The organism is Paenibacillus sp. TC-CSREp1, from assembly GCF_050171015.1.
Taxonomy (GTDB): Bacteria; Bacillota; Bacilli; order Paenibacillales; family Paenibacillaceae; genus Paenibacillus; species Paenibacillus silvae.
The window spans coordinates 247,765-272,033 of record NZ_JBNOKM010000003.1 but is presented as its reverse complement, the minus strand read 5'-3'; the positions used below and the strand labels follow the sequence as shown (position 1 = coordinate 272,033).

Below are 24,269 nucleotides of genomic sequence, written 5' to 3'. Positions count from 1 at the left end.
CTGACCAACTTGTGTATTCCTCTCATGATACTTGAACGTGATAAGAAAAGTAAAGGGATTCCGGGCTTATTTACTGTAAGATTTCCAGATTCGATCCATCTCAATCACATCCGGATATTCTTCCCCGTTCCGTCCGTACCGAACAGCGTTGTATGCCGCAGGAAGCCGTGCAGCCAGTTCCTGCTCGCCAGGTTTGAAATGGCTTTTCGCAGCCAAAGGTTTGGAGCTGCTTTTTATATCCGATGATTTGAAGCCACTGTTTCTATCCGAAGATTTTGAGCCACTTTTTATAATAGTTTCTGCTGCCTCCAAAGGTGTATGTGACTTTTCGATCCCGACTCCACGCTGTAACGCCTGATTTACCCATGTTCGATAATAATACCGAATACGTTCGCCGCTCTGTGCCGGAACCGATTCTTTTTTGCGGAACCATCGCTTGCGAACCTGCGTTGGCACTTCCAGCGATTCACTGATATCTACATACTCTGTTTTGGGTGCTTCCCTTTTCTGGGCAGGCTGCAGCATACCCTTGAATCGTTCCTCAAGTTTATTCCAGATCACTCTTGCCAGTTTGGCGAGAAGCCAGATCATCACTGCCGCCGCTGCACCAAAAACAACCCAGCTGAGAATCTCCCAGAACATAGAAGGTTCCGAAGGAGGACCCTTCAATTCATCGGGCAAGGTCATCGGCTCGTTGGGAGTCTGAGGTGTATCAGGCAGTTGCTGCGGGGACGACGTTCCCAATAAACTTCGAATCCACGCCAGCACACGATCACGCAGCGGTGCGAGCCAGGCCGCCAGACTTGGAAAAGCACCAATTCCCGCGATTACCACCAACATCCATATGATCCGTTGATGGTTCGCCCGCGTAAATTCCCGCAGCACCAGTCTCCGACTCCCGTCGTTAAGCACCGCCCGATCGAGCTGTGTCCTGTACTGTGCAACAATCCATAACACAAAGCTGATTACGCCGGCGGCATACATATACATCGTGTACATCTGCATTGGCCACAAAAATTGAACCTGACCTGCCGCTATCGTGAGCACGATGGCACTGATTACACCCATAATCTGCAAGCGCCACAGCATCGTGGAATGATAACCGTGATCGTACTGGAAGCCTGTAAACGATGCCGTAATCGAACATGCAGCCAGCGTTATAATAACTGGAAGGGAGAGATGCAACAGCGTGCCCGGAATGATAGCAAACAAAGTGCCGATGACCAGTGCTGCAGCACTCCGAACGAACGAGCTGCGTTCCACAAAACCGGTGAAGCGATGCTGGAGCCATTGAACAAACCAGCCAGTCATGACAAATAAACCAAATAACACAAACGGTAACAACCTGTGAGCATAGAGCGACGTGATCGTCATAATTGGAAACAGATATACACCGATGCTTAATAAAGCAAGCATTGCGATGCTGTGAGTGCGCTTTCTTTCATCGTTTTCGTTCATGCGCCCACCGCCTCTGTTTTCATTTTCAACTGCTCGACAGGCAGAATGGTTACCCGATGTCCCTGCTCCTGCAAACGCATGATTTCATACTCCATAGCTGCTGATACATAGGACGTAATTAACAAATAACTGCGGACCTGCTGCTCTTCTTCACTCCATTTAACCTCATCCTGTAAAAACTGCTCCATCGGCACCAAACATTTCAATTCGGTTTCAGCCATAGCCTCCAGTAACATCTCCAGATGTGGTGTTCCATAATCCGGCTCGATTCGAAGCACATCACGCCCTCCGTCTGCTCTGTATCCGTTATGAGCAAAGCCGGCAGGCAGCCCTCTGCCGATCGCATCGGTAGCTGCGGTGGCTGCGTAGCGAAGCGCCTGTTCAATCAGCTCAGGCCGGGTGACTACACTCCACATGTCTGCCGATTCCTGAATATTGACGATAATCCAGGACTGGGGATCAGCGGTCCAGCCTTGCTTGTACACCTGCAGCTCACCGGTACGCGCACTGGCTTTCCAGTGAATACGATTCATTGGATCACCGGCTCCGTAAGGCCGTACACCCAGGATCAGAAACGGATCTTCCACAATCCAGCGTGACACCTCAACCTCGCCCTGCCATACCTGATAGATTGCCGGCATATCTTCTATGCTTACAAGTGAAGGATACACAATCATCGACATCTCTACAGGGATCGGTTTTGTGGAACGCCACACACCAAACAGGTCTCCACCGGTCATTGTAGCTGTATCCATCCTGTAAATACCACGTTTGGAGCACACAAACGGATGTGTGCGTGTAATTCGATTATAGGGTTTTAATGTGAAAATACTTTTATGGTTCTGATAAATATTCCCTTGACTGATATCCATGCCTGAGCCGGTGCGAAAAATAAATGAAGCCGGCATCATCGCCTCCAGTCTGAGCCACGGAACGGAGATTCGTTTTTCATTGGATATCGTCTCAATCATCTCCAGTTCGTCCCCGGCATAACAGCGCATTTTGCTGAATTGTCTGCTGTACTTGAGGTTACGCAGCACTGGACGCCCAAACCATATACCATGCAGCACCATAATGAGGCTTCCAACCACAACAAGCCAGAGAAGTTCCATAAGCCTAGCGCCCGCCTGTTGTCAGTGTCTCTGTCGGCACCTCGGTCTGGGTTAAAATCTGCTGAATAATCTGTTCGGCCAGTCCTTCCTGCTGCCTCACCCGATTACGAAACACCAAACGGTGAGCCAGTACGGGCTCTGCAAGCACTTTGATATCATCCGGCACAACATAATCTCTGCCGTGCAATGCAGCCCAAGCCTGAGCAGCTCTCAGGAGTGCCTGTGCGCCCCTTGGACTAACACCCAGTGATAATTCAGCATGTGCTCTGGTTGCTTCCGCAAGCTGCACGATATAACGCATCAGATCCTCGTTTACAGTAACACTTGTATACATTTCCTGGGCTTTCAGAAGCTGTTCTCGCGAGATTATTGAAGATAGCTCATGCACGGAGCGACTGGCGGCTGTTCTTTTGAGAATCTCGATGCTCTCTTCTACACTCGGATAACCCATGCGAATTTTCATCATAAACCGATCCATCTGGGCTTCAGGCAACGGAAATGTACCTTGATTATCAATCGGATTCTGGGTTGCAATGACAATAAACGGTCGTTCGAGCTGCCGGGTAGAGCCGTCGATACTAATCTGACGTTCTTCCATACATTCGAGCAGACTGGACTGTGTTCGCGGTGTAGCCCGGTTAATCTCGTCTGCCAGCACAAGGTTAGCAAAGAGTGGACCTGGTCTGAATTCAAAATCTCCTGATTTTTGATTATAAAAATGAATGCCGGTCAAATCGGACGGCAGCAGATCGGGGGTAAACTGTATACGCTGAAACGTGCAGTCCAGCGAGGCTGCCACTGATTTGGCAAGCATCGTTTTCCCCGTGCCCGGCACATCCTCCAGAAGCACATGACCAGAAGCAATAATGGCTGTCAGCACCAATTCCATCGTACGCTCTTTACCAACAATCACTCTACCTACATGTTCAATCAACTGCTGATTCATGCTCTCCATATCCTGAATATTCATGTAATCCCATCCTTCCGCAGTGAGCCTATGTATTCGCATACATTTCTAACTATAACCCTAATCGCTCTGACAAAAAACAAAGGAATCGGCAGCACACCGATCCCTTCTGACATGATCTCTATTAAAATACCAGTGGGAGCTTGATCATAAAGCTGGTGCCCTCGCCCTTCTGGCTATCCACCGAGATGGTGCCGCCATGATTTTTAATGATACGGTAACTCACAGAAAGCCCCAGACCGGTCCCGCTTTCTTTGGTAGTGAAGAACGGATCGAACAGGCGCACCAGCGTATTATGATCCATGCCGCGACCATTATCAGCTATCGTAATCTGCACAAAGTTATTATCCGTGGCTGTTTTAATGCGAATCATGCCTGTATGCTCTTCACCAACTTCTTCAATGGCATCCATCGCATTTTTAACCATGTTCAGAATGACCTGCTTGATCTGCTTAACGTCGATCGATACGCTAAGTGGTGTATCATCGACCTCCAGCAAGATTTCGCAGCCCTTCATCAGACCTTCACTCTCTGTCAGCAGAACAACCTCCTTGAGCAAGGATTCTACGGTCATAATCGTTTTCTGCGGAGCAGAAGGTTTCGAGGAATTCAGAAACTCGTAAATAATATCGTTGGCCCGGTCAATCTCCGTTAAAATAATTCGTGCGTATTCGTCTTTGCCAAGCTGCAGCAGATGAGGACGCAATAGCTGGATGAAGCCGCGAATAGCGGTTAACGGATTTCGAATCTCGTGGGCAATAGAGGCAGAGATACGTCCAAGCATTGCCAGCTTGTCATTTTGATAGGCGGTTTGCTCGATCTGCTTGTAATCCGATACATCCTTGACGCTAAATAAAAAATCACCATCCATCTGATCACCATAGGTAACCGTAACGAGCCAGTGCCTTCCGTATTCGTCTGTCAACTCATGATAACGCTTACGATGAAAGATCGTTTCCCGATAAATTCTTAAAATTTTCTTTTTCTTGAATCGACTCATTTGAGGCAGACTCAGCATCTGCATCAACGTGCATCCACTTAACAGATCTCTCGGCAGTTCCAACAGCTTGGCCATCTGAACATTAATAAACGTCAAGATACCGCGGTTGTCAAACAGCATAATTCCACTATCCATGTGTTCCAAAACATTCTCATACTTATTGTAATCCAGATGCACTTGAGGAGGTACATCTGCTCGCTGAGGCACTGTATCCTGAAATTCACTAATCAATTCAGGTTCCTCCTTTTCACGTAAATGATAAACATTGCCATACGGACATCATATCATCACAGAAACAGGAAGGGCCGATTTAAGTTCATTACCGGGTTCCTTTCCAAACTTCTCTCATTGCCAGACGAAAACTTCAAGCATTGCTCCGTCTCTTTTTCAAGTCTGTTTTTATCATAGACAAGTTTGGGGAAGAGAGTCAATCGGAGAAAGTGTCGAATGGAAATTATTTTGCAAAAATAGCAGCCGATATGGACATAAAACGCACAAAAAACGAAGCCTCCTCACCTTAAAGGTAAATCAGCTTCGTTTCGTATCGTTTTATTGAATGTAATGCGTGCATATGATGTCCCGGTACGTAATTATAGTCCCGTTTTGTTATGCTGAATTTTCAACTTCCGTTGACTCATGACGGCAAGACGACGTTTCAACTCGCTCTCCCACTTCTCATCCTTCATTTCCTTGGCGAGCCGCAGCAGATCCAGTGACATGTCAATCTGACGCTGCACAATCACCATCGCATCTTCACTTTCACGATTGACGCAATTTTCGAAGATCGCATCCTCGTCTTCTGTGACATAGTCTTGAAAATCAATCTCGGAAGCTCCATCGCCATGCGCATACTCAGCAAGAATCTCATATTCGTTCTCAACCTTGTAATGCACCTCGACCCGGTGACACACCGGACAAAACAGCAGGGGAACATTATGAACCTGGGTGCGGTAATGCTTCAGCGTGCCCTTCGTTCCCACCATACTAGCCCCACAACAGTAACTCATTTTTGTTCACCCTCCTTATTAGGTGCCGGAATTTATCTATTACCAATCCCGTGCACTTCAAAAACTTCCGAAAGGGAATCGTGTTCAAACAGTGTATCACATTTATACACAAATTATAAATGCGGACCACCGGAATAATTACCGGGTTTCCATACCCTATTCGCCTTACAAGCCTTCAATTCCTCTTTCCTCTACCCAAAATCAAGATATTCATCTATTACATTATTAACACGCCTGAAAGCTTGTTCAAACACTTTGATTAAGATAACGTTTTATCTTTGCAAAAGGTTGCAAAAAGCCCTCAATCCCGAGTGGGATGAGGGCTTGAACATGAAGAGTTCAAGAAAAACCGGCTTACAGGTTTTTGTCGCCTGGTTTCCAGTTCATTGCACACAATCCGCCGGATTGCAGTGCTTGCAGTACGCGAAGTGTTTCTTCAACACTGCGGCCTACATCGTTGTGGTTAACCACTTGATATTTCAGCTCGCCTTCTGGATCGATGATGAACAGACCGCGCAATGCTACGCCTTCTTCTTCGATCAGAACGCCGTAATCTTTAGCTACTTGCTTCGTGATATCGGAAGCGAGCGGGAAGTTCAACTGACCAAGACCATTGCTGTCTTTCGGTGTGTTGATCCATGCTTTGTGGCTGTGTACGGAGTCTACGCTCACACCAAGGATTTCTGTATCCAAAGCTTTGAATTGCTCGGAAGCGTCGCTCAAAGCTGTAATTTCAGTTGGGCACACAAATGTGAAGTCCAAAGGATAAAAGAAGAATACGAGCCATTTGCCACGGTAATCGGACAATTTAACGGAACCAAAATCTTGTCCGTCTCCCGATACTGTTTCCATTGCGAAATCTGGTGCTGGTCTACCAACCAAACGTTCTGCCATAACTAAAAATTCCTCCTTTGGGATTATGTAAGCATCCATATGGATTGCTCATCATCAGGATACACGCTAGCGCTTGTCCTGTCATTAATCAGTTTGATACTTGTTCTCAAGTACATTTAAAATGTTATCATCCGTACTTCTCAAAGTCAAGATTATAAACGTTATTTTTTTATAATAATTATAAATAAGAAATTTCCGTGCCAAAATTGTAAAAGAACAGCCCTCTGTTTTTTCCATGATTGGAACCAACAAAGGTGGTTGGACATGGGAAGCAAAGGGCTGTTTATTATTCATCACGGAGCATGGATTCCTCTATGATATTTTGTTATATGGAAATTGAATCGGAAAGGCTATGCTTTTTTCTGAATAGCTGCGACAATCAGATCGCCCATCTCTGTGGTGCTGATGGCTTTGCTCTTGTCAACAGCGATGTCGCTTGTACGGTGGCCCGCATTCAATACGTTGGCTACCGCTTCTTCAATGGCATCCGCACCTTCTGCATATCCAAACGTTGTACGGAACATCAATGCCAGCGACAGAATTGTTGCGATCGGGTTTGCCAATCCTTGACCAGCAATATCCGGCGCAGAGCCGTGCACTGGCTCATACAGCCCGAAGCTTCCTTCACCCAGTGATGCGGAAGCCAGCATACCGATGGAACCGGTCAGCATTGCTGCTTCATCACTCAAAATATCACCAAACATATTTTCTGTTACGATAACGTCAAAGCTTGCCGGACGGCGCAGCAGCTGCATAGCACAGTTGTCTACAAGCACATGCTCCAGTTCAACATCCGGGTAATCCGGAGCTACGCGGTTAACCACTTCACGCCAGAGGCGGGAGGTCTCCAGTACGTTTGCTTTGTCAACCGAAGCCAGCTTTTTGCGGCGGCCCTGAGCGATCTCGAATGCTTGACGAACGATGCGCTCAACTTCAGCAACGTTGTACGCACAAGTGTCCACAGCCTCTTCGCCTTGTGCACTTTCACGTCTGAACTTCTCCCCGAAATAAATACCGCCTGTCAGTTCACGAACAACCATCAGGTCAGTGCCTTCGAGCACTTCCGGTTTCAGCGTCGATGCGTCTTTCAAGCAGTCAAATACGACAGCCGGACGCAGGTTGGAGAACAAACCAAGCGCTTTGCGAATGCCAAGCAAGCCTGTTTCAGGACGCAGTTCCTTGCTGTTATTGTCCCATTTCGGTCCGCCAACTGCGCCGAGCAGCACTGCATCTGCATTTTTACATACTGTCAATGTTTCTTCCGGCAGCGGTGTGCCCTTCTCGTCAATCGCAATACCACCAAACAGAGCATGCTCTGTTTCAAAACGATAGCCGAACACTTCCTCCGTACGTTTCAGAACTTTCTCAGCCTCGGCCACCACTTCCGGACCAATTCCGTCGCCTGCGATTACCGCAATTTTTTTCACGTCTGCCATAGGTTGTACACTCCCTCTTATTCAATCATTCTTCATTTCATCTTTTCACAAAGTCATTCTTAAATTCTCTGACTTGCTGTTCAAACTTCGTCTCATTAATAACTCTCTTCTTTGTATCATATTCTACGGTCATTTGACCAAGATATACAATCTATGACTTTAATAGTTTTTACCTATAAGAGCCGCATTCATTGCTTGCTTAAAGGTTCGGAGACCTTGTTTACATGTTGTTCCTCAGAACAGTGTAGGGTAAAATATACCTGAGTCAAAATCAGGAAATGCTGGAGGGATGTTAAACCATGCAATATTCTTATCTGGGTAAATCAGGCCTTAAAGTCAGCCGCATCTGTCTTGGAACGATGAATTTTGGACCTGCCACGGACGAAAAAGAAGCTTTCCGCATTATGGATGCAGCACTGGATGCCGGAGTGAACTTTTTTGATACCGCTAACATTTATGGCTGGGGAGAAAATTCCGGTCTGACTGAAGAGATTATCGGTCGCTGGTTCAAACAAGGTGGTGGACGGCGTGAAAAGGTTGTGCTTGCCACCAAAGTTTACGGCTCCATGCATGATGAAACAGACGGCCCGAACAACGAAGCCGGTCTCTCCGCATATAAAATCAGACGTCATCTCGAAGGCTCGCTGCAGCGTTTGCAAACCGACCATATTGAGCTTTATCAGATGCACCATGTCGATCCCGCCGTTACGTGGGACGAGCTCTGGGGAGCATTTGAGCATGCGGTATATCAGGGCAAGATCGGATATGTAGGCTCCAGCAATTTTGCCGCCTGGCAGATCGCTCTGGCTCAAAGCGAAGCCAAAAACCGCCATTTCCTCGGACTTGTGTCCGAGCAGCATAAATACAGCCTGAACTGCCGGCTTCCTGAACTGGAGGTACTGCCAGCTGCCAAAGCGTTAGGTCTTGGCGTTATCCCGTGGAGCCCGCTGGATGGCGGATTCCTGGGACGCAATGCGCTGCAGAAGCTTGAAGGCACTCGCAGCGGCGGCATTGCTGAGCGCATCGAGAAGCAGCAATCACAGCTTGAGGATTTCGCTGCTCTATGCCGTGATCTGGGTGAGCCGCAGGACACAGTAGCCCTTGCCTGGGTTGCAGCCAATCCGGCGGTAACAGCACCCATCATCGGTCCACGCACGCTGGAGCAATTCGAAACGGCGTTGAAATGCCTCGAACTGACACTCGATGAATCAACGCTTCAGCGTCTGGATGAAATCTTCCCTGGCCCTGGCGGGCACGCACCTAACGCATATGCATGGTAATTTTCTAAAATAAGGTTGTCATGAGAAAAGTCTGACCCTGCTGGACTGTTTATATCATATCAACGTTCTAACCGCGTTGATATGACACGAACAGAAGACTCCAGCGAGTCAGACTTTTTAGGTGCTCAAGTGCTCATCATCTACAAATTCACATTCACACGATTCGTGTATGTTTTACGTTTCTCAATCAGCTGGTTCAAGCCGTCCACATATGCGCGTGCACTTGCGCCAAGAATATCGGTGCTCACACCGCGTCCTTGAACAGAGACCTGGTTTTGTGTCAATACAACATGAACTTCACCAAGCGCATCTTTGCCATGTGTGACCGATTTGATGGAATAATCCGACAGCGTAACCTCTTCTCCGCTCACCTGATCAATCGCATTGTAGATTGCATCCACCGAACCATTGCCTTCAGCCTGCTTCTCGACGGTTTCTCCATCCAGAGTTGCAATCCGCACCTTAGCCGTTGGCACCGATTCATCACCATATGTCACAAAAATCGATTCCAGTTTATACACCTCAGGTGCATCCTGCAGTTTCTCTTCGATTACAGCGAGCAGATCCTCATCCGTAACTTCCTTTTTCTTGTCTGCCAGATCTTTGAACTGTGCAAACGCCCGGTTCAGCGCTTCTTCATCCAGTTCATACCCCAGATCGATCAGACGTTCACGGAATGCGTGACGGCCAGAGTGTTTACCAAGCACCAGCTTGCTCTCTTTCAGACCAATCGTTTCCGGTGTCATGATCTCATATGTCGTTTTTTCCTTCAGCATGCCGTCCTGGTGAATACCCGATTCATGTGCAAACGCGTTGGCTCCAACAATCGCTTTGTTTCCCGGAACAACCATGCCTGTCAGACGGCTGACCAGACGGCTGGTGCGTGCAATTTCGGACAATTGCAGCGTCGTTTTGGCCTGGAAAAACTCCTGGCGTGTCTCGAGTGCCATCGCAATCTCTTCAATCGCCGTGTTGCCTGCGCGCTCCCCAATCCCGTTGATGGTGCCTTCAATCTGATCAGCGCCATTCAGAATTGCCGCAAGTGTATTCGCTGTTGCCATGCCGAGATCGTTGTGGCAGTGAGCACTCAGCTGTACTTTATCTATGTTGTGAACATTTTCTTTCAGATGTTTGAAAATATTGCCGTACTCGTATGGGCTCAGATACCCGACTGTATCCGGAATATTAACGACAGAAGCACCCTCTTCGACCGCCATATTGACCATTTCGACGAGGAAATCATATTCTGTACGACCTGCATCCTCCAAAGAGAATTCAATCTTGGAAAATGTCTTCTTTGCATAACGGATCGCAGAGCGTGCCGTATCCAGCACCTGACCTTTATCCATGCGCAGCTTATGCTGACGGTGAATGGGCGAGGTCGCCAGGAATACGTGAATACATGGGTCCTGTGCACCTTTAAGCGCTTCTTTGACCGCATCAATATCCTGTTCTCTGGAGCGGGACAACCCAATCACTGTCACATTTTTAACCGCTTTCGCTACGGCGTTGACTGCAGCCAGGTCACCTGGAGATGCCGCCGGGAAACCTGCTTCCATCCGGTCAATGCCAAGCCGCTCCAGTTGATGGGCAATCTCCACCTTTTCACGAGTGTTCAGATTGACTCCCGGAGATTGCTCTCCATCACGCAGCGTTGTATCAAAAACGTAAATTTTACGCACGCCTCGCACCTCCTGCTTCGATATGTTTCCACAAACCAGAATAGCGGCTCACGCATAAGCACGGCCGCTATTCCCAGTTCACGCTGTAAGTTGCTTGTTCATTCAAAAGCCGTTATTACTTCTTGATCCAGTGCATCATTTCACGCAATTGTCCGCCAACCACTTCGATCGGGTGTTCAGCTTCGTTGCGACGAGTAGCTGTCAGGAATGCACGGCCGGATTGGTTCTCCAGAATGAAGTCACGTGCAAATTTACCTTGTTGGATATCGGAAAGCACTTCTTTCATTGCTTTCTTCGTATCTTCTGTAACGACACGTGGTCCAGTTACATAGTCACCGTATTCCGCTGTGTTACTGATGGAATCACGCATGCTTGCAAGTCCACCTTCATACATCAGATCAACGATAAGTTTCAATTCGTGCAGACACTCGAAGTATGCCATCTCAGGCGCATAACCCGCTTCTGTCAACGTTTCGAATCCAGCTTTAACGAGGGCACTTACACCGCCGCACAGAACGGCTTGCTCACCGAACAAGTCTGTTTCTGTTTCTTCACGGAAGGAAGTTTCGATAACACCAGCACGTGTGCAGCCGATACCTTTAGCATAAGCCAGACCGATATCTTTTGCTTTACCTGTTGCATCTTGCTCGATCGCGATCAGACCAGGGACACCGAAACCTTCCACGTAGGTACGACGTACCATGTGACCAGGGGACTTAGGAGCTACCAGCAATACATCGCTGTCCTTTGGAGCAACGATTTGACCGAAATGAACGTTGAAACCGTGAGAGAAGAGCAATGCTGCACCTTTTTTCAGGTTTGGTTCGATTTCGTTTTTGTATACAGAAGCTTGTGTTTCGTCTGGCAGCAAGATTTGAACTACATCTGCACGGCTAGTTGCTTCAGCCGGAGACAATACTTCGAATCCATCATTTTTCGCAGCATCAAAAGATTTACCTTCACGAAGTCCGATGACTACGTTCAATCCGCTGTCACGCAGGTTTTGCGCCTGAGCATGACCTTGGCTACCATATCCGATCACCGCGATCGTTTTTCCTTTCAATACGCTAAGCTCTGCATCCTGTTCATAATAAGTAGTTACTGGCATGTTATAAGTCCTCCTTTGTATTGTAAAGAACCCTTCATTAATGAGCGGGTGTCTCAATGGATCTGTGATCCTGACCAAGCGGGTAGCCAGAACAGCCTCATCACTGCTGAAGCGGCGATGCCAGATCCGTTCAGACACCCGCCCGTTAATGCGGGGGTGTGGCTGTCTTTTCAAGCGTTACATCACTAAAATGTTACTTTACAGCAGATAGCGGACTGACATATGTTCAACAGATAGTCTTCTTGTTCAACTAACCGTGCACTTTCACAACGAAATCATTGTGCGCATGTATGTCTCAGCCCGTACTGAAACCATTATACCTCTATACGTTGCCACGCACCAATGCAGTAACGCCTGTACGAGACAATTCACGAATGCCATATGGCTTGAGCAATTCGATCATCGCATCAATTTTGTCCGTATCTCCAACCGCCTGAATCATCAGACTTGTCGGTCCAACGTCAACAACCGATGCGCGGAATGTTTCCACCACGCCCAAAATTTCGGGACGTTCGGATGGATCTGCCTTCACCTTGATCAGCGCGAGTTCACGAGCAACCATCGGTTTCAGGCTAAAATCAACCACTTTGATGACATCAATGATCTTATACAGCTGCTTCTCAATCTGCTCCAATGTTTTGTCATCACCAATGGTAACAATGACCATCCGGGAAAGTCCAGGCTCTTCAGACTGTCCTACCGTAATGCTCTCAATGTTATAACCGCGACGACCAAACAATCCGGATACACGCTGGAGGACGCCTGGCTGGTCATTAACCAATATCGAAATTGTATGTCTTATCATTCTTCGCCATCCCCCATCAGCATTTGATCGATTGTCGCTCCCTGCGGAACCATTGGATACACATTCTCATCTTTTCGTACCACGAATTCTACAACGACTGGACCAGGTGTGTCCAAAGCTTCCTGCCAAGCACGTTCAGCTTCTTCCTTGTTCGTTGCACGCAGTCCTTTAACACCATACGCTTCAGCCAGTTTCACGAAATCCGGGCTTCCTGCCAGGTCGATATGGCTGTAACGATTTTCATAGATCAGTTCCTGCCACTGGCGTACCATACCAAGAACCTCATTGTTGATAATCACGATTTTAACCGGAATGTTGTTGATTGCACAGATGGCCAGCTCTTGTGAACACATCTGCATTCCACCGTCTCCGTTAATGGAGATAACCAGTCTGTCCGGATTTGCCATCTGGGCACCGATTGCTGAAGGGAATCCAAAGCCCATCGTTCCCAGACCACCCGACGTTACCCAGGAACGCGGTTGATTAAACTTGTAATACTGCGCTGCCCACATCTGATGCTGACCTACATCCGTTGTAACAATGGCTTCACCTTTAGTGGTGTCGTTTAACAATTCAACCACCCATTGCGGTTTCAACACTTCATCCGAATCCGTATAGGTGTATGGCTTTTCCTGTTTCCACTGTTTGATCTGATCTCTCCATGCATCTGCGCGTTCAGCACGTCCAACTTCCTTGTTCGCAATCTCCAGTACCGTTTTCACATCGCCTACAATCGGAATATCTGTCGCAATGTTTTTGCCGATCTCTGCCGGATCAATGTCGATGTGAACAATTTTCGCATGTGGTGCGAATCCGTCCAGCTTACCCGTTACACGGTCATCGAATCGGGCACCGATGTTGATGAGCAAGTCGGATTGCTGAATTGCCATGTTGGATGTGTAGGTTCCGTGCATTCCCGGCATTCCGGTCCAAAGCTCATGCCCGCTTGGGAAAGCGCCGAGTCCAAGAAGTGTTGTCGTGATCGGGATGCCTGTCTTCTCTACAAACTCGAAAAGCGCTTCGTGTCCACCGGAGTATACTACTCCGCCGCCAGCAAGAATCATTGGACGTTCAGCTTCCTGGATCGCCTGTGCCAAACGGTCAACCTGCAGCTTGTTCGGTACCGTCCGTGGATTGTACCCTCTCAATATAACAGGTTCCGTGTGTGGTTCAAACAACGTTTTGTTTGCAGACACGTCTTTTGGAATGTCAATCAGTACCGGTCCTTTGCGACCCGTGTTCGCAATATGGAACGCTTCATGAATGATACCCGGCAGATCCTTTACATCTTTGACCAGATAGCTGTGTTTGGTGATCGGCATTGTAATTCCCGTAATGTCCGCTTCCTGGAAAGCATCCGAGCCAATCAGGCTGGAAACAACATTACCTGTTATAACCACCAAAGGAACGGAGTCCATATAAGCTGTTGCAATACCGGTTACAAGGTTCGTTGCACCTGGACCGGAGGTAGCGATACAGACACCAACCTTGCCGCTCGCACGTGCATAACCATCAGCTGCGTGAATCGCTCCTTGTTCGTGACGTGTAAGAACGTGTTTGAAATCTTCAAAGCCATACATCGCATCGTAGATATACAACACGGCGCCGCCCGGATAACCAAATACACACTCAACACCTTCAAGCAGCAAACTTCTCAGCAGAATCTCGGAGCCGCTAATGACCTCCGGCTTCATCCATTTTTCACGTAATTCATCTGTCGATCGTACTTCTGGAATATGAGCTCCCATCAGTCATCCTCCTCTCGGAATTTACACCATTCTGACATTCAAAGTTACAAAAAAAACCTTCCATCCCTGCAAACAAGTTCATGCTTGCGAGGGACGAAAGGTTATCGCTTCCGTGGTACCACCCAACTTTGTCCGAAATTTCGCAATAACGGACCTTACCAGGTATAACAAAACGATGTTCAAACGAACAGAGTCGTCTCCCATACCTGTTGTCTGTAACGCAGACTTACGATTTTCCCTAATACGCAAGGATTTGACGATCCAGTGCTTTTCAGGAAAACAGCTCCGAGGTGAGCTCGTATATAAGGGGTAATGGTGGTGGTTTCAGCAAATCCATCCACTCTCTGAGCAAAAGAGCCCTTAAAACTTCGTCCTCTTCATAGCCGATGAAATATTCTCGTTAAATGTTAGGAACATTATATGATTCCTCTAACCGATAAGTCAATACCTGTTTTTGATAAAAATGTGCAGATCTCTTTCCTGCTAATATTCCAATCCTAGAATGCCCCAACTTCCAAACTTCATACAGTCACCTTTTATCTTGCCTCGGGCATAGGATATACGGGCCGCACGACTGGTCCCGAAAGGAGGCTCCGTATGATTATTCGTCAACGTTCATCCAAGCTGGATGATAGCGCAATTCTAAAGTTGATTGATACTCAACTTGTTCCTTTATCCCATATGAGTGAGAAGGAAATCAATAAAATTCGCAAAGAAATACCCCTGCGGATGAACAGGGGCATGACCTTTGTAATCTCGCCGGAGTCTAACAAAGCGGCTATAGCTTTCATCCATTTCCTCATGCATGGCGAGTTGCTTTACGTGGATATGATGGCTGTTAGCACAAAAGAGCAGCGTAAACGATACGGCCAGACTTTACTTCAAAAAGCAGAACATTTTGCAGTCTCTCGGGGCTGCCGAAGATCCAAAGTCATGGTAGATGAGGGCAACACAAAGGGATGTCAATTTTACCATAAAAATGGATATCAAACCCTTAGATATATTGGAATGAGTCGATGCTATGAAATGGAAAAAACACTATATTCCTAGAAAAAACCTGGAGGTCTTGGACCGGGACCATAAGGCCCGTAGCCTGGACCCGGGCCATATCCCTGGCCTGGACCATACCCTGGTCCGTATCCCTGACCGTACGGGCAAGGTTTTGGGCCGGGGCCGGGACCGTATCCGGGACCAGGACCATACGCATAAGGCAAGGTGGCAATCGCAAGCAAATCAAATAATACCAGCGGCAATATGGCTTTGGTCCGCACTTTTTTTCCGCTAAAACGCTTGAGCACCAGTTTATTGCCAGATACCTTTATAAGCTTTCCTGTAACCCGAGTACCGTCTTTTTTGATCGCAACAATGTTTTTGCCTATGAGTTTCATCGCTTCAGTACGCGTAACATGTTTTTTCATACTATCCCTCCTCCTCGGATCATTCAAAACAGTGTATTCGTCCATGACCGAATTCGCTTGTTTCTTTGTCCCTACTGCAAAAGTTGGGTGCTTTTATGCATGCAAAAAGGCCCGCAAGAATGCGGACCTTTACTATGCTTATACTCTATTTTCTTCCACCAAAATCCAATTTGCGTGTAGGCTTACCTCTTACCAGGATCATACGGTTCACCCAGTGCAGATGGAGCCGATGAACGCCCGACTGCAGCCACGAGAACGATAATGGTGAGCAGGTAAGGCAGCATGAAAATAATTTCCTGGGGAATACTTTGCGACCACTCAAACAGCTGCACATAGTTGCGAATTGCTTGAGAGAAGCCGAAGAATACTGCCGCCCCAAAAGCACCGATCGGATTCCATTTACCAAAGATCATCGCTGCAATGGCAATGTAACCTTGACCGGAAACCGTATTGTGTGAGAATGTGCCTGTCGTTGTCAGTGTAATTGCCGCTCCCCCAATAGCTGCAAGCGCACCACTGATCATAACCCCGATATAACGGTAACGACGTACTTTAACACCCACTGTATCTGCCGCACTTGGATGTTCACCAACAGAGCGCAGACGCAGTCCAAACGGTGTTTTAAACAAAATGTAATAGGTCAGGAATACAAACAAAATCGCCAGGTAAGTTGTTGGATACATATTTTTGAAAAATGCTTCTCCAAGCAAAGGAATGTCTTGCAAGAAAGGCACACTGAATTTGTTGAAGCCCTGCACCAATGGCGAATCACCTGAACCTTCAAACAGCAGTTTTACCAGATACAACGTACTTCCTGCTGCCAAAAAGTTAATAACAATACCGCTGATAATCTGATCCGCTTTGAACGTAATCGATGCCACAGCATGGATTAGTGAAACAAGCACACCAAGAACAATGGCAAGCAATACACCCATCCAGGCTGCTGTTGTACCATCCATACCCGCTTCCTGGGCATAGTGAGCACCAATACCGGCTGCAAATGCACCAAACACCATAAAACCTTCAAGCCCGAGGTTTGTCACCCCGGATTTTTCCGAGAAAATCCCGCCGAGGGAAGCAAAAATCAATGCCGTAGCAAAGACAAGCGTCGTATTGATAATTTGCCCGATTGTCAACAAGTCCATCTACAACACCTTCTCTTTCTTGCGCTTGGAATAGAACGGTTTAAGTACCCAGCGCACGATGCCTTGTGCAGCAATGAAGAAGATAATCGAACCGATGACAATCCGAATAATCTCAGGTGGTACATCCGCAGCAAAGCTCATACCTGCCGAACCGTATGTGAGCGTACCAAAGAGCAGCGCACCGAGCAGCACTCCAAACGGATGATTCAGACCGATCAAGGCAACCGCAATACCGTCAAAACCAGTACCTGGGGAGCCTGACATTACCGTTTGATACTGGAATACTCCAAGTACCTGGAACGCCCCGCCAAGACCTGCGAGCATACCGCTGATGAACATCGCTTTGACGATATTCCGGTTGACATGCATCCCCGCATACTCCGCTGCATTCGGGTTATAACCTACAGCACGAATTTCAAAACCTTGTTTGGTTTTCCACATGTAAATATAAAAGAGCACAGCGATAACAAGCGCAATTAAAGTACCCAAGTGAACACGGGAATTGCCCATTAATTCAGAAAGCCAATTCAAACTGATCGAGGCGGACTCGCTAATGTTTACGGAGCGATTCTCCCCCTGAAGCAATAGAAACTGACGTACAATCAGATTAGCTAAATACAATCCGATCCAGTTCAGCATAATACTGCTGATGACTTCATTTACGCCACGGGTAGCCTTCAAATAACCCGCAATCGCGGCCCAAAGCCCGCCAAATACCGCTCCCGCAATCAGAGCCAGCGGTGCGTGAATATAAATTGGCAAACCTGCAAATTTGACACCGACAAAAGTAGCTGCTGTCATACCGACCAGAAACTGCCCTTCGCCCCCGATGTTAAACAAACCTGCGCGAGCAGCAAAGGCAAAGGCCAGACCTGTCATAATGAGTGGAGTCATTTCCCGTACAGCTTCCCCGAAGTTGTACATATCCCCAAATACCTTTGTAAACAATGCACCATATGCCTCTAGCGGGTTATAACCGCCCACCAGCATAACAATTCCGCCGAGAACAAGCCCCATCAAAATCGCCACAATCGGCAAAATAAATGAATCCCGGGTAAACCATTTTAACACTTTATTCATGCGCAGTACCTCTCTTTTGGGTGCTGCCCGCCATCATCAAGCCGAGCTCCCTGTCATTGGTTTCTTCTGGCAGCACCTCACCTACGATCTGCCCTTCGTAGATCACCGCAATCCGGTCTGAAACGTTCATGATCTCATCCAGTTCAAAAGAAATGAGCAGAACGGCTTTACCCTGATCACGCTGTGCGATCAATTGCTTTTGCACAAACTCGATCGCTCCAACGTCCAACCCACGAGTTGGTTGGGCTGCGATCAGCAATTCAGGGTTTTTATCCACCTCACGGGCGATAATCGCTTTCTGCTGGTTTCCTCCGGACAAGGAACGCGCCTTGGTCTCAATGCTGGGCGTACGTACGTCAAATGCTTCGACAAGCCGTTTGGCCTGTTTTTTAATCGCATCAAAGTTCAAGAAACCTTTGCGTGTATACGGCTCTTTGTAATACGATTCCAGCACGATATTTTCGCTTACCGAGAAATCCAGTACAAGCCCGTGCTTATGTCGGTCCTCTGGAATGTGAGCAACACCAGCCTCCGAGATATGACGCGGGGAATGATTCGACAGTTCTTTTCCTTCAAGACGAATTGAGCCGCTGTCTACTTTACGCAGACCTGTGAGCGCTTCGATCAATTCACTTTGTCCGTTACCGTCAACGCCGGCAATGCCGACAATCTCTCCAGCACGCACATTCAGGTTCAATTCGTTCAGAACCGCGATTCCCTCTTTGTTTTTGGCCGTCAGCTTGCTAACCTCAAGCACATTGGCTCCAGGCGTTGCAGGTTTCTTGTCCACTTTGAACGTTACGTTGCGGCCAACCATTTTTTCTGCCAGCTCATTCGGATTCGTTTCCGATGTTTTGACGGAATCAATGACTTTACCACGACGAATAATCGTAACTGTATCCGAAATCTCCATGATTTCTTTCAGCTTATGGGTAATCAAAATGATTGACTTGCCTTCTGCTACAAGCTTTTTCATGATGATCATCAGCTCTTTAATCTCTTGAGGGGTAAGCACCGCAGTCGGTTCATCAAAGATCAGAATGTCCGCACCGCGATACAATGTTTTGACAATCTCGACACGCTGCTGCATACCGACGGAGATGTCATGAATTTTGGCATGCGGATTAACCTTGAGTCCATACTGCTCGGACAAACGCTGCACTTCAGCAGCGGCTTTTTTATAGTTAATATTGAGACCCTTCGTAGGTTCGGACCCCAAAATAATGTTCTCTGTTACCGTGAACGGCTGTACAAGCTTAAAGTGCTGATGCACCATACCGATGCCAAGATCGATTGCCCGGTTTGGACTGTCGATGATGACAGGTTTGCCATTCACTTCAATGGAACCTTCATCCGGCTGATAGAGACCAAAAACAATGTTCATCAATGTTGACTTACCAGCGCCGTTTTCGCCCAGTAGAGCATGAATCTCGCCTTTACGAAGCTGAAGGCTGATGGCGTCGTTGGCAACAATGCCTGGGAAACGCTTCGTTATTTGTTTCAACTCAACGACGGGGGTTGCTGCACCCATGTAATCACCCTTATAACTGATATAGTGTGGTTCCGCAAACGAAAGAAAAGCTCCTACCGGAGCGTTACTGCACAAATGAGTACTTGTACAAATGTTATGATAGCTTGATCAAATGTTCCTCTGTTTACAATCACAAGGCCGGTCAAGACCGGCCCGATGATGATGTTACAGCAGATTCAAATTTTCTACGTGATTTACTCTGTAGGAACTTTGATTTCGCCGCTGATGATTTTTTCTTTGTATTCGTCAACTTTAGCCAAAACATCAGGTTTTACATTTTTGCTTGAAGTGTCCGCAATACCAACACCGTTTTCTTTCAGTGTCAGATTCTCGGAACCGCCTTTGAATGTACCGTCAACGACTTCTTTGTTTACGCGTTTAACCGCTTCGTCTACTTTTTTGATCATGGAAGTCAGTGTTACTTCATCGCCAAATTCCAAAGATTGGTCTTTATCTACACCGATTACCCATATATCCTGACCTTGCTTCTTACGAGCAATAGCTTCGTTGAACACACCGTTACCTGTTGCACCGGAAGCGTGGAAAATAATGTCTACACCTTTGTTGTACAGTGTAGCTGCTGCTGCTTTACCCAGGTCAGGCTTGTCAAAAGCACCTGTGTAGTTTGAAATGAATTCAGCATTAGGATTTACTGCCTTAACGCCCTCTCTGAAACCTACTTCAAACTTTTTGATCAGCGGGCTTTCCATACCACCAACGAAACCAATTTTGTTTGTTTTTGTTGTCAGACCAGCAACAACACCAACCAGGAAAGATCCTTCTTCTTCAGCAAATGTTACGGATTTTACGTTAGGTGCATCCACAACGCTGTCGATGATTGCCAGCTTGGAATCAGGGTTTTGATCAGCTACAGTTTTGATGGCATCTGCCAATTGGAAACCGATACCCCAAGTCAGATCATATCCATCTTTAACGAATTCGTTCAGGTTTGGAATGTATTCTTCGTCAGATTTACTTTGCAGGTACTTAACTGCTACTCCTGTTTCAGTTTCTGTTGCTTGAAGAGCTTCCCAAGCGGATTGGTTAAAGGATTTGTCGTTAACGCCGCCTACGTCAGTAACCATACCGATTTTGAGGTCGGATTTCGCTTCAGTGGAAGTTCCACCGTTGTCTCCTCCGGCATTCGTTTCTTCTTTCGGTTTGCTTCCGCATCCTGCGAGCATAACCGATACTGCCAGCAACATCACCAGAGACAAGCTGAGCATTTTTTTCATTTCTCTTTTTCCCCCTTAATAATATGTCCCTTTCAAATCCTGTCTGCGTTGCGCAATCAACAGATAGAAAAGCATACCCGAAGCAAAAATGTCTGTTTAAAGTACGACTAAAAGCGCATTTTCCTCTTCACATTCGCTGCTCTTCTGTCGAAAACCCGAACATTGTGACCCGAAAGAAAAATTTAGGACTGGCCTACTAGAGGTGATTATACAATCAACCAGTGTTAAAATCCAGATGTATAATCACCAAAGTTCACTTATTTTTGTACTTTTTTTGTTGAAAGCGCTTAATAATTTAACGGTTTAACACACTAACGTTACAACGGTGTGATGTTACATAACAAATACCTCTCAATCACTCCTGAATTCCATATGAAACAAAGGTTTTTATTTGCACTTTCTCACCGTTGTAGTTTATGTAATGCCAGGTAGTGTTATTCACTAACACTGCTTCTCGCCCGATGCATTCCCAGCCTCTGACGATATATTTAGCTTGTTCTTCCTATCATGTTCTTATTCCCAATCCGTAAAAAAAGCCGCCATGTACGGCGGCTTGCAAATACAGATTTAAGCGTTGATTTTGCCTTTAGCTACAGTAGCCAAAGAGTTGAACGCATTGATGTCGTTAACGGCCAGATCAGCCAGCATTTTACGGTTCATGTCTACACCAGCAAGTTTCAATCCGTGGATCAATTTGTTGTAAGACAAACCGTTTTGACGTGCTGCAGCATTGATACGAACGATCCACAGTCTGCGGAAGTTACGTTTCGTGTTGCGACGATCACGGTATGCGTAAACCAGGGATTTCATTACTTGCTCGTTAGCTGTTTTGAAAATGCGGTGTTTAGAACCGAAATAACCTCTTGCCAGTTTCAATACCTTTTTATGACGACGACGTACTACAAAACCGCCTTTTACTCTTGCCATATTAAAGAACCTCCCAAATAAATATTAAATGTATCCGTGATATGTGCTCGGCTGAGCCGATCCCCCATACGGATGTACTATTTCAAGTTAGCCAAACCTTGTTTCAAACGTCTCACGTCGCCTGCTGCCATTACCGGATTTCCGTTCAGAACGCGCTTAGCACGTTTGGATTTGTGGGAAAGCAAGTGATTTTTGTGAGCTTTGTAACGAAGGACTTTACCGGAACCGGTAATTTTGAAGCGTCCTTTCAAACTGCTGTGTGTTTTCATTTTAGGCATGTTGTGTTTCCTCCTTCAATGTTATCAGGCTTTAGGAGCCAGAATCATGATCATACTGCGGCCTTCCAGTTTTGGCTGACGCTCAACGGTGCAGAGTTCTGCAACTTCCGTTTTCACACGCTCCAAAATCCGTTGACCAATAGCGGCATGTGCAATCTCACGTCCGCGATAACGAACGGAGCATTTCACTTTGTCGCCTTCTTTCAAAAACTTAACTACATTACGAAGCTTCGTTTGATAATCGTGCTCCTCAATATTGGAACGGAACCATACTTCTTTAATGTCAACAATTTTCTGGTTCTTACGGGCTTCTTTTTCTTTCTTTTGCTGCTCATAGCGGAATTTGCCATAGTCCATGATGCGGCACACCGGCGGTTTAGCCTGTGGGGCCACATTGACCAGGTCCAAGTTCAGGTCAATTGCCATTTGAAGTGCTTCACGAATAGGAGTAATCCCGATTTGCTCTCCTTCAGCTCCGACAAGGCGTACTTCCTTCGCCCGAATCTCGTCATTAATCATGTGATCTTTACTAATAACCGTCCACCTCCAGGTCATTTTGAATATCCTGTTACACAAAAATAAAAGGGATGCCGGTCAAGCTACCGACATCCCTGTAATCAACACAATTCTTCATGAGTATACACTTCATAAATTATTGGGATCGTTGACCAGCCAACTGCTGTTGGACAGGTGAGAAGTCGGACTTCTGCTTGTGATTCCATTTTGCTATTTGTTTAACACACTTGAATACTATACCATCTGCCGAGCATCATTGTCAACAGCAAAAGCATCACTTTTTTTTCAACCTTTGTGACAATGTGCATAGCATAGGTTATTATCTCGAATTAACCTGTGTGAAACTTATCCCTGTTTACTCTGAACCTCATCCAGACGTACAACCCGTGTATGCTGCGTGTGACTCCACTGTTTGTTGTTCTGTGTAAAGAACGCATAGAACGTAATCGGATACCAGGACAACAGATAGATCGGGAACAAAACCAGGTACAGATATACTTTGGCAAAAGTAACCTTCTCGAGCGCCATCGACAACAGGAACGTCAGCACGTTCATTCCGATCGCTATGAAACCAACCCATAACGGGAAATATCCGTAAATGTTTGCAATATGCGGGCCATCAAATACATAGATGTCCAGTGACATTACAGCGGTTAGCAGGAAGGTCAGCAGTACGACATACACATTGGCACCGTAAACGGCCAAGTCAAACTTAACCAGGCTGCGTTCCTTTATGGACTGCCATAATAGCGGGAAGAAATATCTTCTTGCTACCGTAAAGTGTCCCTGCATCCAGCGCAGACGTTGTCTCGCTGAAGCTTTGAACGTCAATGGTTTTTCATCAAACACTTTGGCATCATAGTTAAACACCGGGTATACATTACGCTGCACACTCCGCATGGTGAACTCCAGGTCCTCTACAAGGCTTGTCGCACCCCAGCCAATCTCTTTGAGCAGGTTCGTCTCAAAACACATTCCGGTACCGCCAAGGAAATTGGCCATGTTCAGATTGTGACGGGACAGCTGCCACAGACGATTGATGTACCAATATGATACACCATAAGCAGCTGTAATCCAGGAATCTTCAGGGTTCTTCGTATCGATATACCCTTGAATGACACGTGCTCCATTGCACAGATCATTGTTCATTTCAGTAAGGAAGTTTTGCTCCACCAGATTATCGGCATCAAACATGACTACCGCATCATACTGGCGTGGCAAATCCCATAAATACTTGAGCATCCATTCGATGGCATACCCTTTACCTCTAAGGTCCGGATTAGTACGCACACAAGCATTCCAGCCATGTTCACGGACAATGTCCGCTGTACTGTCTGTGCAGTTGTCACAGATGACAAATACATCATACAGATCCCGTGGATAATCCAGCTGCTTCAGATTTTCCATCAGCGCACCGATAACCTGTTCTTCGTTATGTGCTGCTACGAGCACAGCAAATGATTTTGTAGCAGGATAATTTTTCTTTTTCTTTTTCTTATACAGACCGAACAGCGAAAACGTGAATTGGTACACAGCCAGCAGCGCCAAGATGACCTGCAGCGTGACGAATATAGCGTCCAACATCGTTCTCTGTTACCCCCTTTTTTTAAAACCCAGATTACATAAGTTTTTCTCTTCCTGA

The 24,269-nt window shown here is 46.7% G+C and carries 23 protein-coding genes; 3 read left to right on the top strand and 20 right to left on the bottom strand.

What is annotated here, in order from left to right; genetic code table 11:
- Window positions 1–66 precede the first annotated feature (66 nt).
- From ACQSGY_RS06075 to leuB, 7 genes are all read right to left on the bottom strand, one after another.
- A complete protein-coding gene (locus ACQSGY_RS06075) occupies window positions 67–1,458 on the bottom strand; it encodes a hypothetical protein (protein ID WP_427051114.1) in 1,392 nt (463 codons plus the stop codon).
- Window positions 1,455–2,570, bottom strand: a complete 1,116-nt coding sequence (locus tag ACQSGY_RS06070; RefSeq protein WP_427051113.1) for a DUF58 domain-containing protein — start codon at window positions 2,568–2,570, stop codon at window positions 1,455–1,457. Before ACQSGY_RS06070 ends, ACQSGY_RS06075 begins: the two co-directional genes overlap by 4 nt.
- Window positions 2,571–2,574: 4 nt before the next feature.
- Window positions 2,575–3,540, bottom strand: coding sequence for an AAA family ATPase (locus tag ACQSGY_RS06065; protein WP_216519381.1), 966 nt, complete (start codon window positions 3,538–3,540; stop codon window positions 2,575–2,577).
- Window positions 3,541–3,661: 121 nt separating this feature from the next.
- On the bottom strand, window positions 3,662–4,768 hold the full coding sequence (locus tag ACQSGY_RS06060) for an ATP-binding protein (protein ID WP_184184010.1): 1,107 nt from the start codon (window positions 4,766–4,768) through the stop codon (window positions 3,662–3,664).
- Window positions 4,769–5,127: 359 nt separating this feature from the next.
- The gene (locus ACQSGY_RS06055; RefSeq protein WP_090922221.1) at window positions 5,128–5,544 is read right to left on the bottom strand and encodes a hypothetical protein; all 417 of its coding nucleotides are present in this window, start codon (window positions 5,542–5,544) and stop codon (window positions 5,128–5,130) included.
- 354 nt (window positions 5,545–5,898) lie between these two features.
- Window positions 5,899–6,438, bottom strand: a complete 540-nt coding sequence (locus ACQSGY_RS06050; RefSeq protein WP_111272355.1) for a peroxiredoxin — start codon at window positions 6,436–6,438, stop codon at window positions 5,899–5,901.
- 350 nt (window positions 6,439–6,788) lie between these two features.
- Window positions 6,789–7,874: a 3-isopropylmalate dehydrogenase gene (leuB, locus tag ACQSGY_RS06045; RefSeq protein WP_110897647.1), complete on the bottom strand. Its 1,086-nt coding sequence runs from the start codon at window positions 7,872–7,874 to the stop codon at window positions 6,789–6,791.
- 299 nt (window positions 7,875–8,173) lie between these two features.
- Between leuB and ACQSGY_RS06040 the strand changes: the two genes are divergently transcribed.
- Complete coding sequence (locus ACQSGY_RS06040) at window positions 8,174–9,154, top strand: aldo/keto reductase (protein ID WP_289374751.1); 981 nt, start codon at window positions 8,174–8,176, stop codon at window positions 9,152–9,154.
- 140 nt (window positions 9,155–9,294) lie between these two features.
- Here the strand turns inward: ACQSGY_RS06040 and ACQSGY_RS06035 are convergent, their stop codons facing one another.
- Together ACQSGY_RS06035 and ilvC are read right to left on the bottom strand one after the other, a co-directional pair.
- Window positions 9,295–10,836, bottom strand: a complete 1,542-nt coding sequence (locus tag ACQSGY_RS06035; RefSeq protein ID WP_145403118.1) for a 2-isopropylmalate synthase — start codon at window positions 10,834–10,836, stop codon at window positions 9,295–9,297.
- A gap of 115 nt (window positions 10,837–10,951) precedes the next feature.
- Entirely contained in the window at window positions 10,952–11,944 is a 993-nt protein-coding gene (gene ilvC, locus ACQSGY_RS06030) for a ketol-acid reductoisomerase (RefSeq protein WP_111272358.1), read from the bottom strand.
- A 48-nt stretch (window positions 11,945–11,992) separates the two neighbouring features.
- Here ilvC and ACQSGY_RS06025 point away from each other — a divergent pair, with 48 nt between their 5' ends.
- On the top strand, window positions 11,993–12,133 hold the full coding sequence (locus ACQSGY_RS06025) for a hypothetical protein (RefSeq protein WP_427051112.1): 141 nt from the start codon (window positions 11,993–11,995) through the stop codon (window positions 12,131–12,133).
- A gap of 133 nt (window positions 12,134–12,266) precedes the next feature.
- On the opposite strand, the gene ilvN is transcribed toward ACQSGY_RS06025, so the two are convergent.
- Together ilvN and ilvB are read right to left on the bottom strand one after the other, a co-directional pair.
- Window positions 12,267–12,749, bottom strand: a complete 483-nt coding sequence (ilvN, locus tag ACQSGY_RS06020) for an acetolactate synthase small subunit (protein WP_184184000.1) — start codon at window positions 12,747–12,749, stop codon at window positions 12,267–12,269.
- A complete protein-coding gene (ilvB, locus tag ACQSGY_RS06015) occupies window positions 12,746–14,497 on the bottom strand; it encodes a biosynthetic-type acetolactate synthase large subunit (protein WP_145403119.1) in 1,752 nt (583 codons plus the stop codon). The genes ilvN and ilvB overlap by 4 nt, the downstream gene beginning before the upstream one ends.
- Window positions 14,498–15,097: 600 nt before the next feature.
- Between ilvB and ACQSGY_RS06010 the strand changes: the two genes are divergently transcribed.
- Entirely contained in the window at window positions 15,098–15,547 is a 450-nt protein-coding gene (locus tag ACQSGY_RS06010; RefSeq protein WP_427051203.1) for a GNAT family N-acetyltransferase, read from the top strand.
- On the opposite strand, the gene ACQSGY_RS06005 is transcribed toward ACQSGY_RS06010, so the two are convergent.
- The 9 genes from ACQSGY_RS06005 to ACQSGY_RS05965 form a co-directional block, all read right to left on the bottom strand.
- Complete coding sequence (locus tag ACQSGY_RS06005) at window positions 15,544–15,915, bottom strand: hypothetical protein (RefSeq protein WP_427051110.1); 372 nt, start codon at window positions 15,913–15,915, stop codon at window positions 15,544–15,546. The genes ACQSGY_RS06010 and ACQSGY_RS06005 overlap by 4 nt on opposite strands.
- A 182-nt stretch (window positions 15,916–16,097) precedes the next feature.
- Window positions 16,098–17,060 (bottom strand): ABC transporter permease, encoded by a 963-nt coding sequence (locus ACQSGY_RS06000; protein ID WP_111272362.1) that lies wholly within the window; start codon window positions 17,058–17,060, stop codon window positions 16,098–16,100.
- On the bottom strand, window positions 17,061–18,140 hold the full coding sequence (locus tag ACQSGY_RS05995) for an ABC transporter permease (RefSeq protein WP_111272363.1): 1,080 nt from the start codon (window positions 18,138–18,140) through the stop codon (window positions 17,061–17,063). It abuts the gene before it with no gap.
- Window positions 18,133–19,671, bottom strand: a complete 1,539-nt coding sequence (locus ACQSGY_RS05990) for an ABC transporter ATP-binding protein (RefSeq protein WP_111272364.1) — start codon at window positions 19,669–19,671, stop codon at window positions 18,133–18,135. Before ACQSGY_RS05990 ends, ACQSGY_RS05995 begins: the two co-directional genes overlap by 8 nt.
- 194 nt (window positions 19,672–19,865) lie before the next feature.
- Complete coding sequence (locus ACQSGY_RS05985) at window positions 19,866–20,906, bottom strand: BMP family lipoprotein (protein WP_427051108.1); 1,041 nt, start codon at window positions 20,904–20,906, stop codon at window positions 19,866–19,868.
- A gap of 567 nt (window positions 20,907–21,473) precedes the next feature.
- The gene (rplT, locus tag ACQSGY_RS05980) at window positions 21,474–21,833 is read right to left on the bottom strand and encodes a 50S ribosomal protein L20 (protein WP_095288335.1); all 360 of its coding nucleotides are present in this window, start codon (window positions 21,831–21,833) and stop codon (window positions 21,474–21,476) included.
- Window positions 21,834–21,910: 77 nt separating this feature from the next.
- Window positions 21,911–22,111 (bottom strand): 50S ribosomal protein L35, encoded by a 201-nt coding sequence (rpmI, locus tag ACQSGY_RS05975; protein WP_062320217.1) that lies wholly within the window; start codon window positions 22,109–22,111, stop codon window positions 21,911–21,913.
- 24 nt (window positions 22,112–22,135) lie between these two features.
- A complete protein-coding gene (gene infC, locus ACQSGY_RS05970) occupies window positions 22,136–22,630 on the bottom strand; it encodes a translation initiation factor IF-3 (protein WP_110897658.1) in 495 nt (164 codons plus the stop codon).
- Between the two features lie 342 nt (window positions 22,631–22,972).
- Complete coding sequence (locus tag ACQSGY_RS05965; protein WP_111272367.1) at window positions 22,973–24,211, bottom strand: glycosyltransferase family 2 protein; 1,239 nt, start codon at window positions 24,209–24,211, stop codon at window positions 22,973–22,975.
- Between the last annotated feature and the right edge of the window lie 58 nt (window positions 24,212–24,269).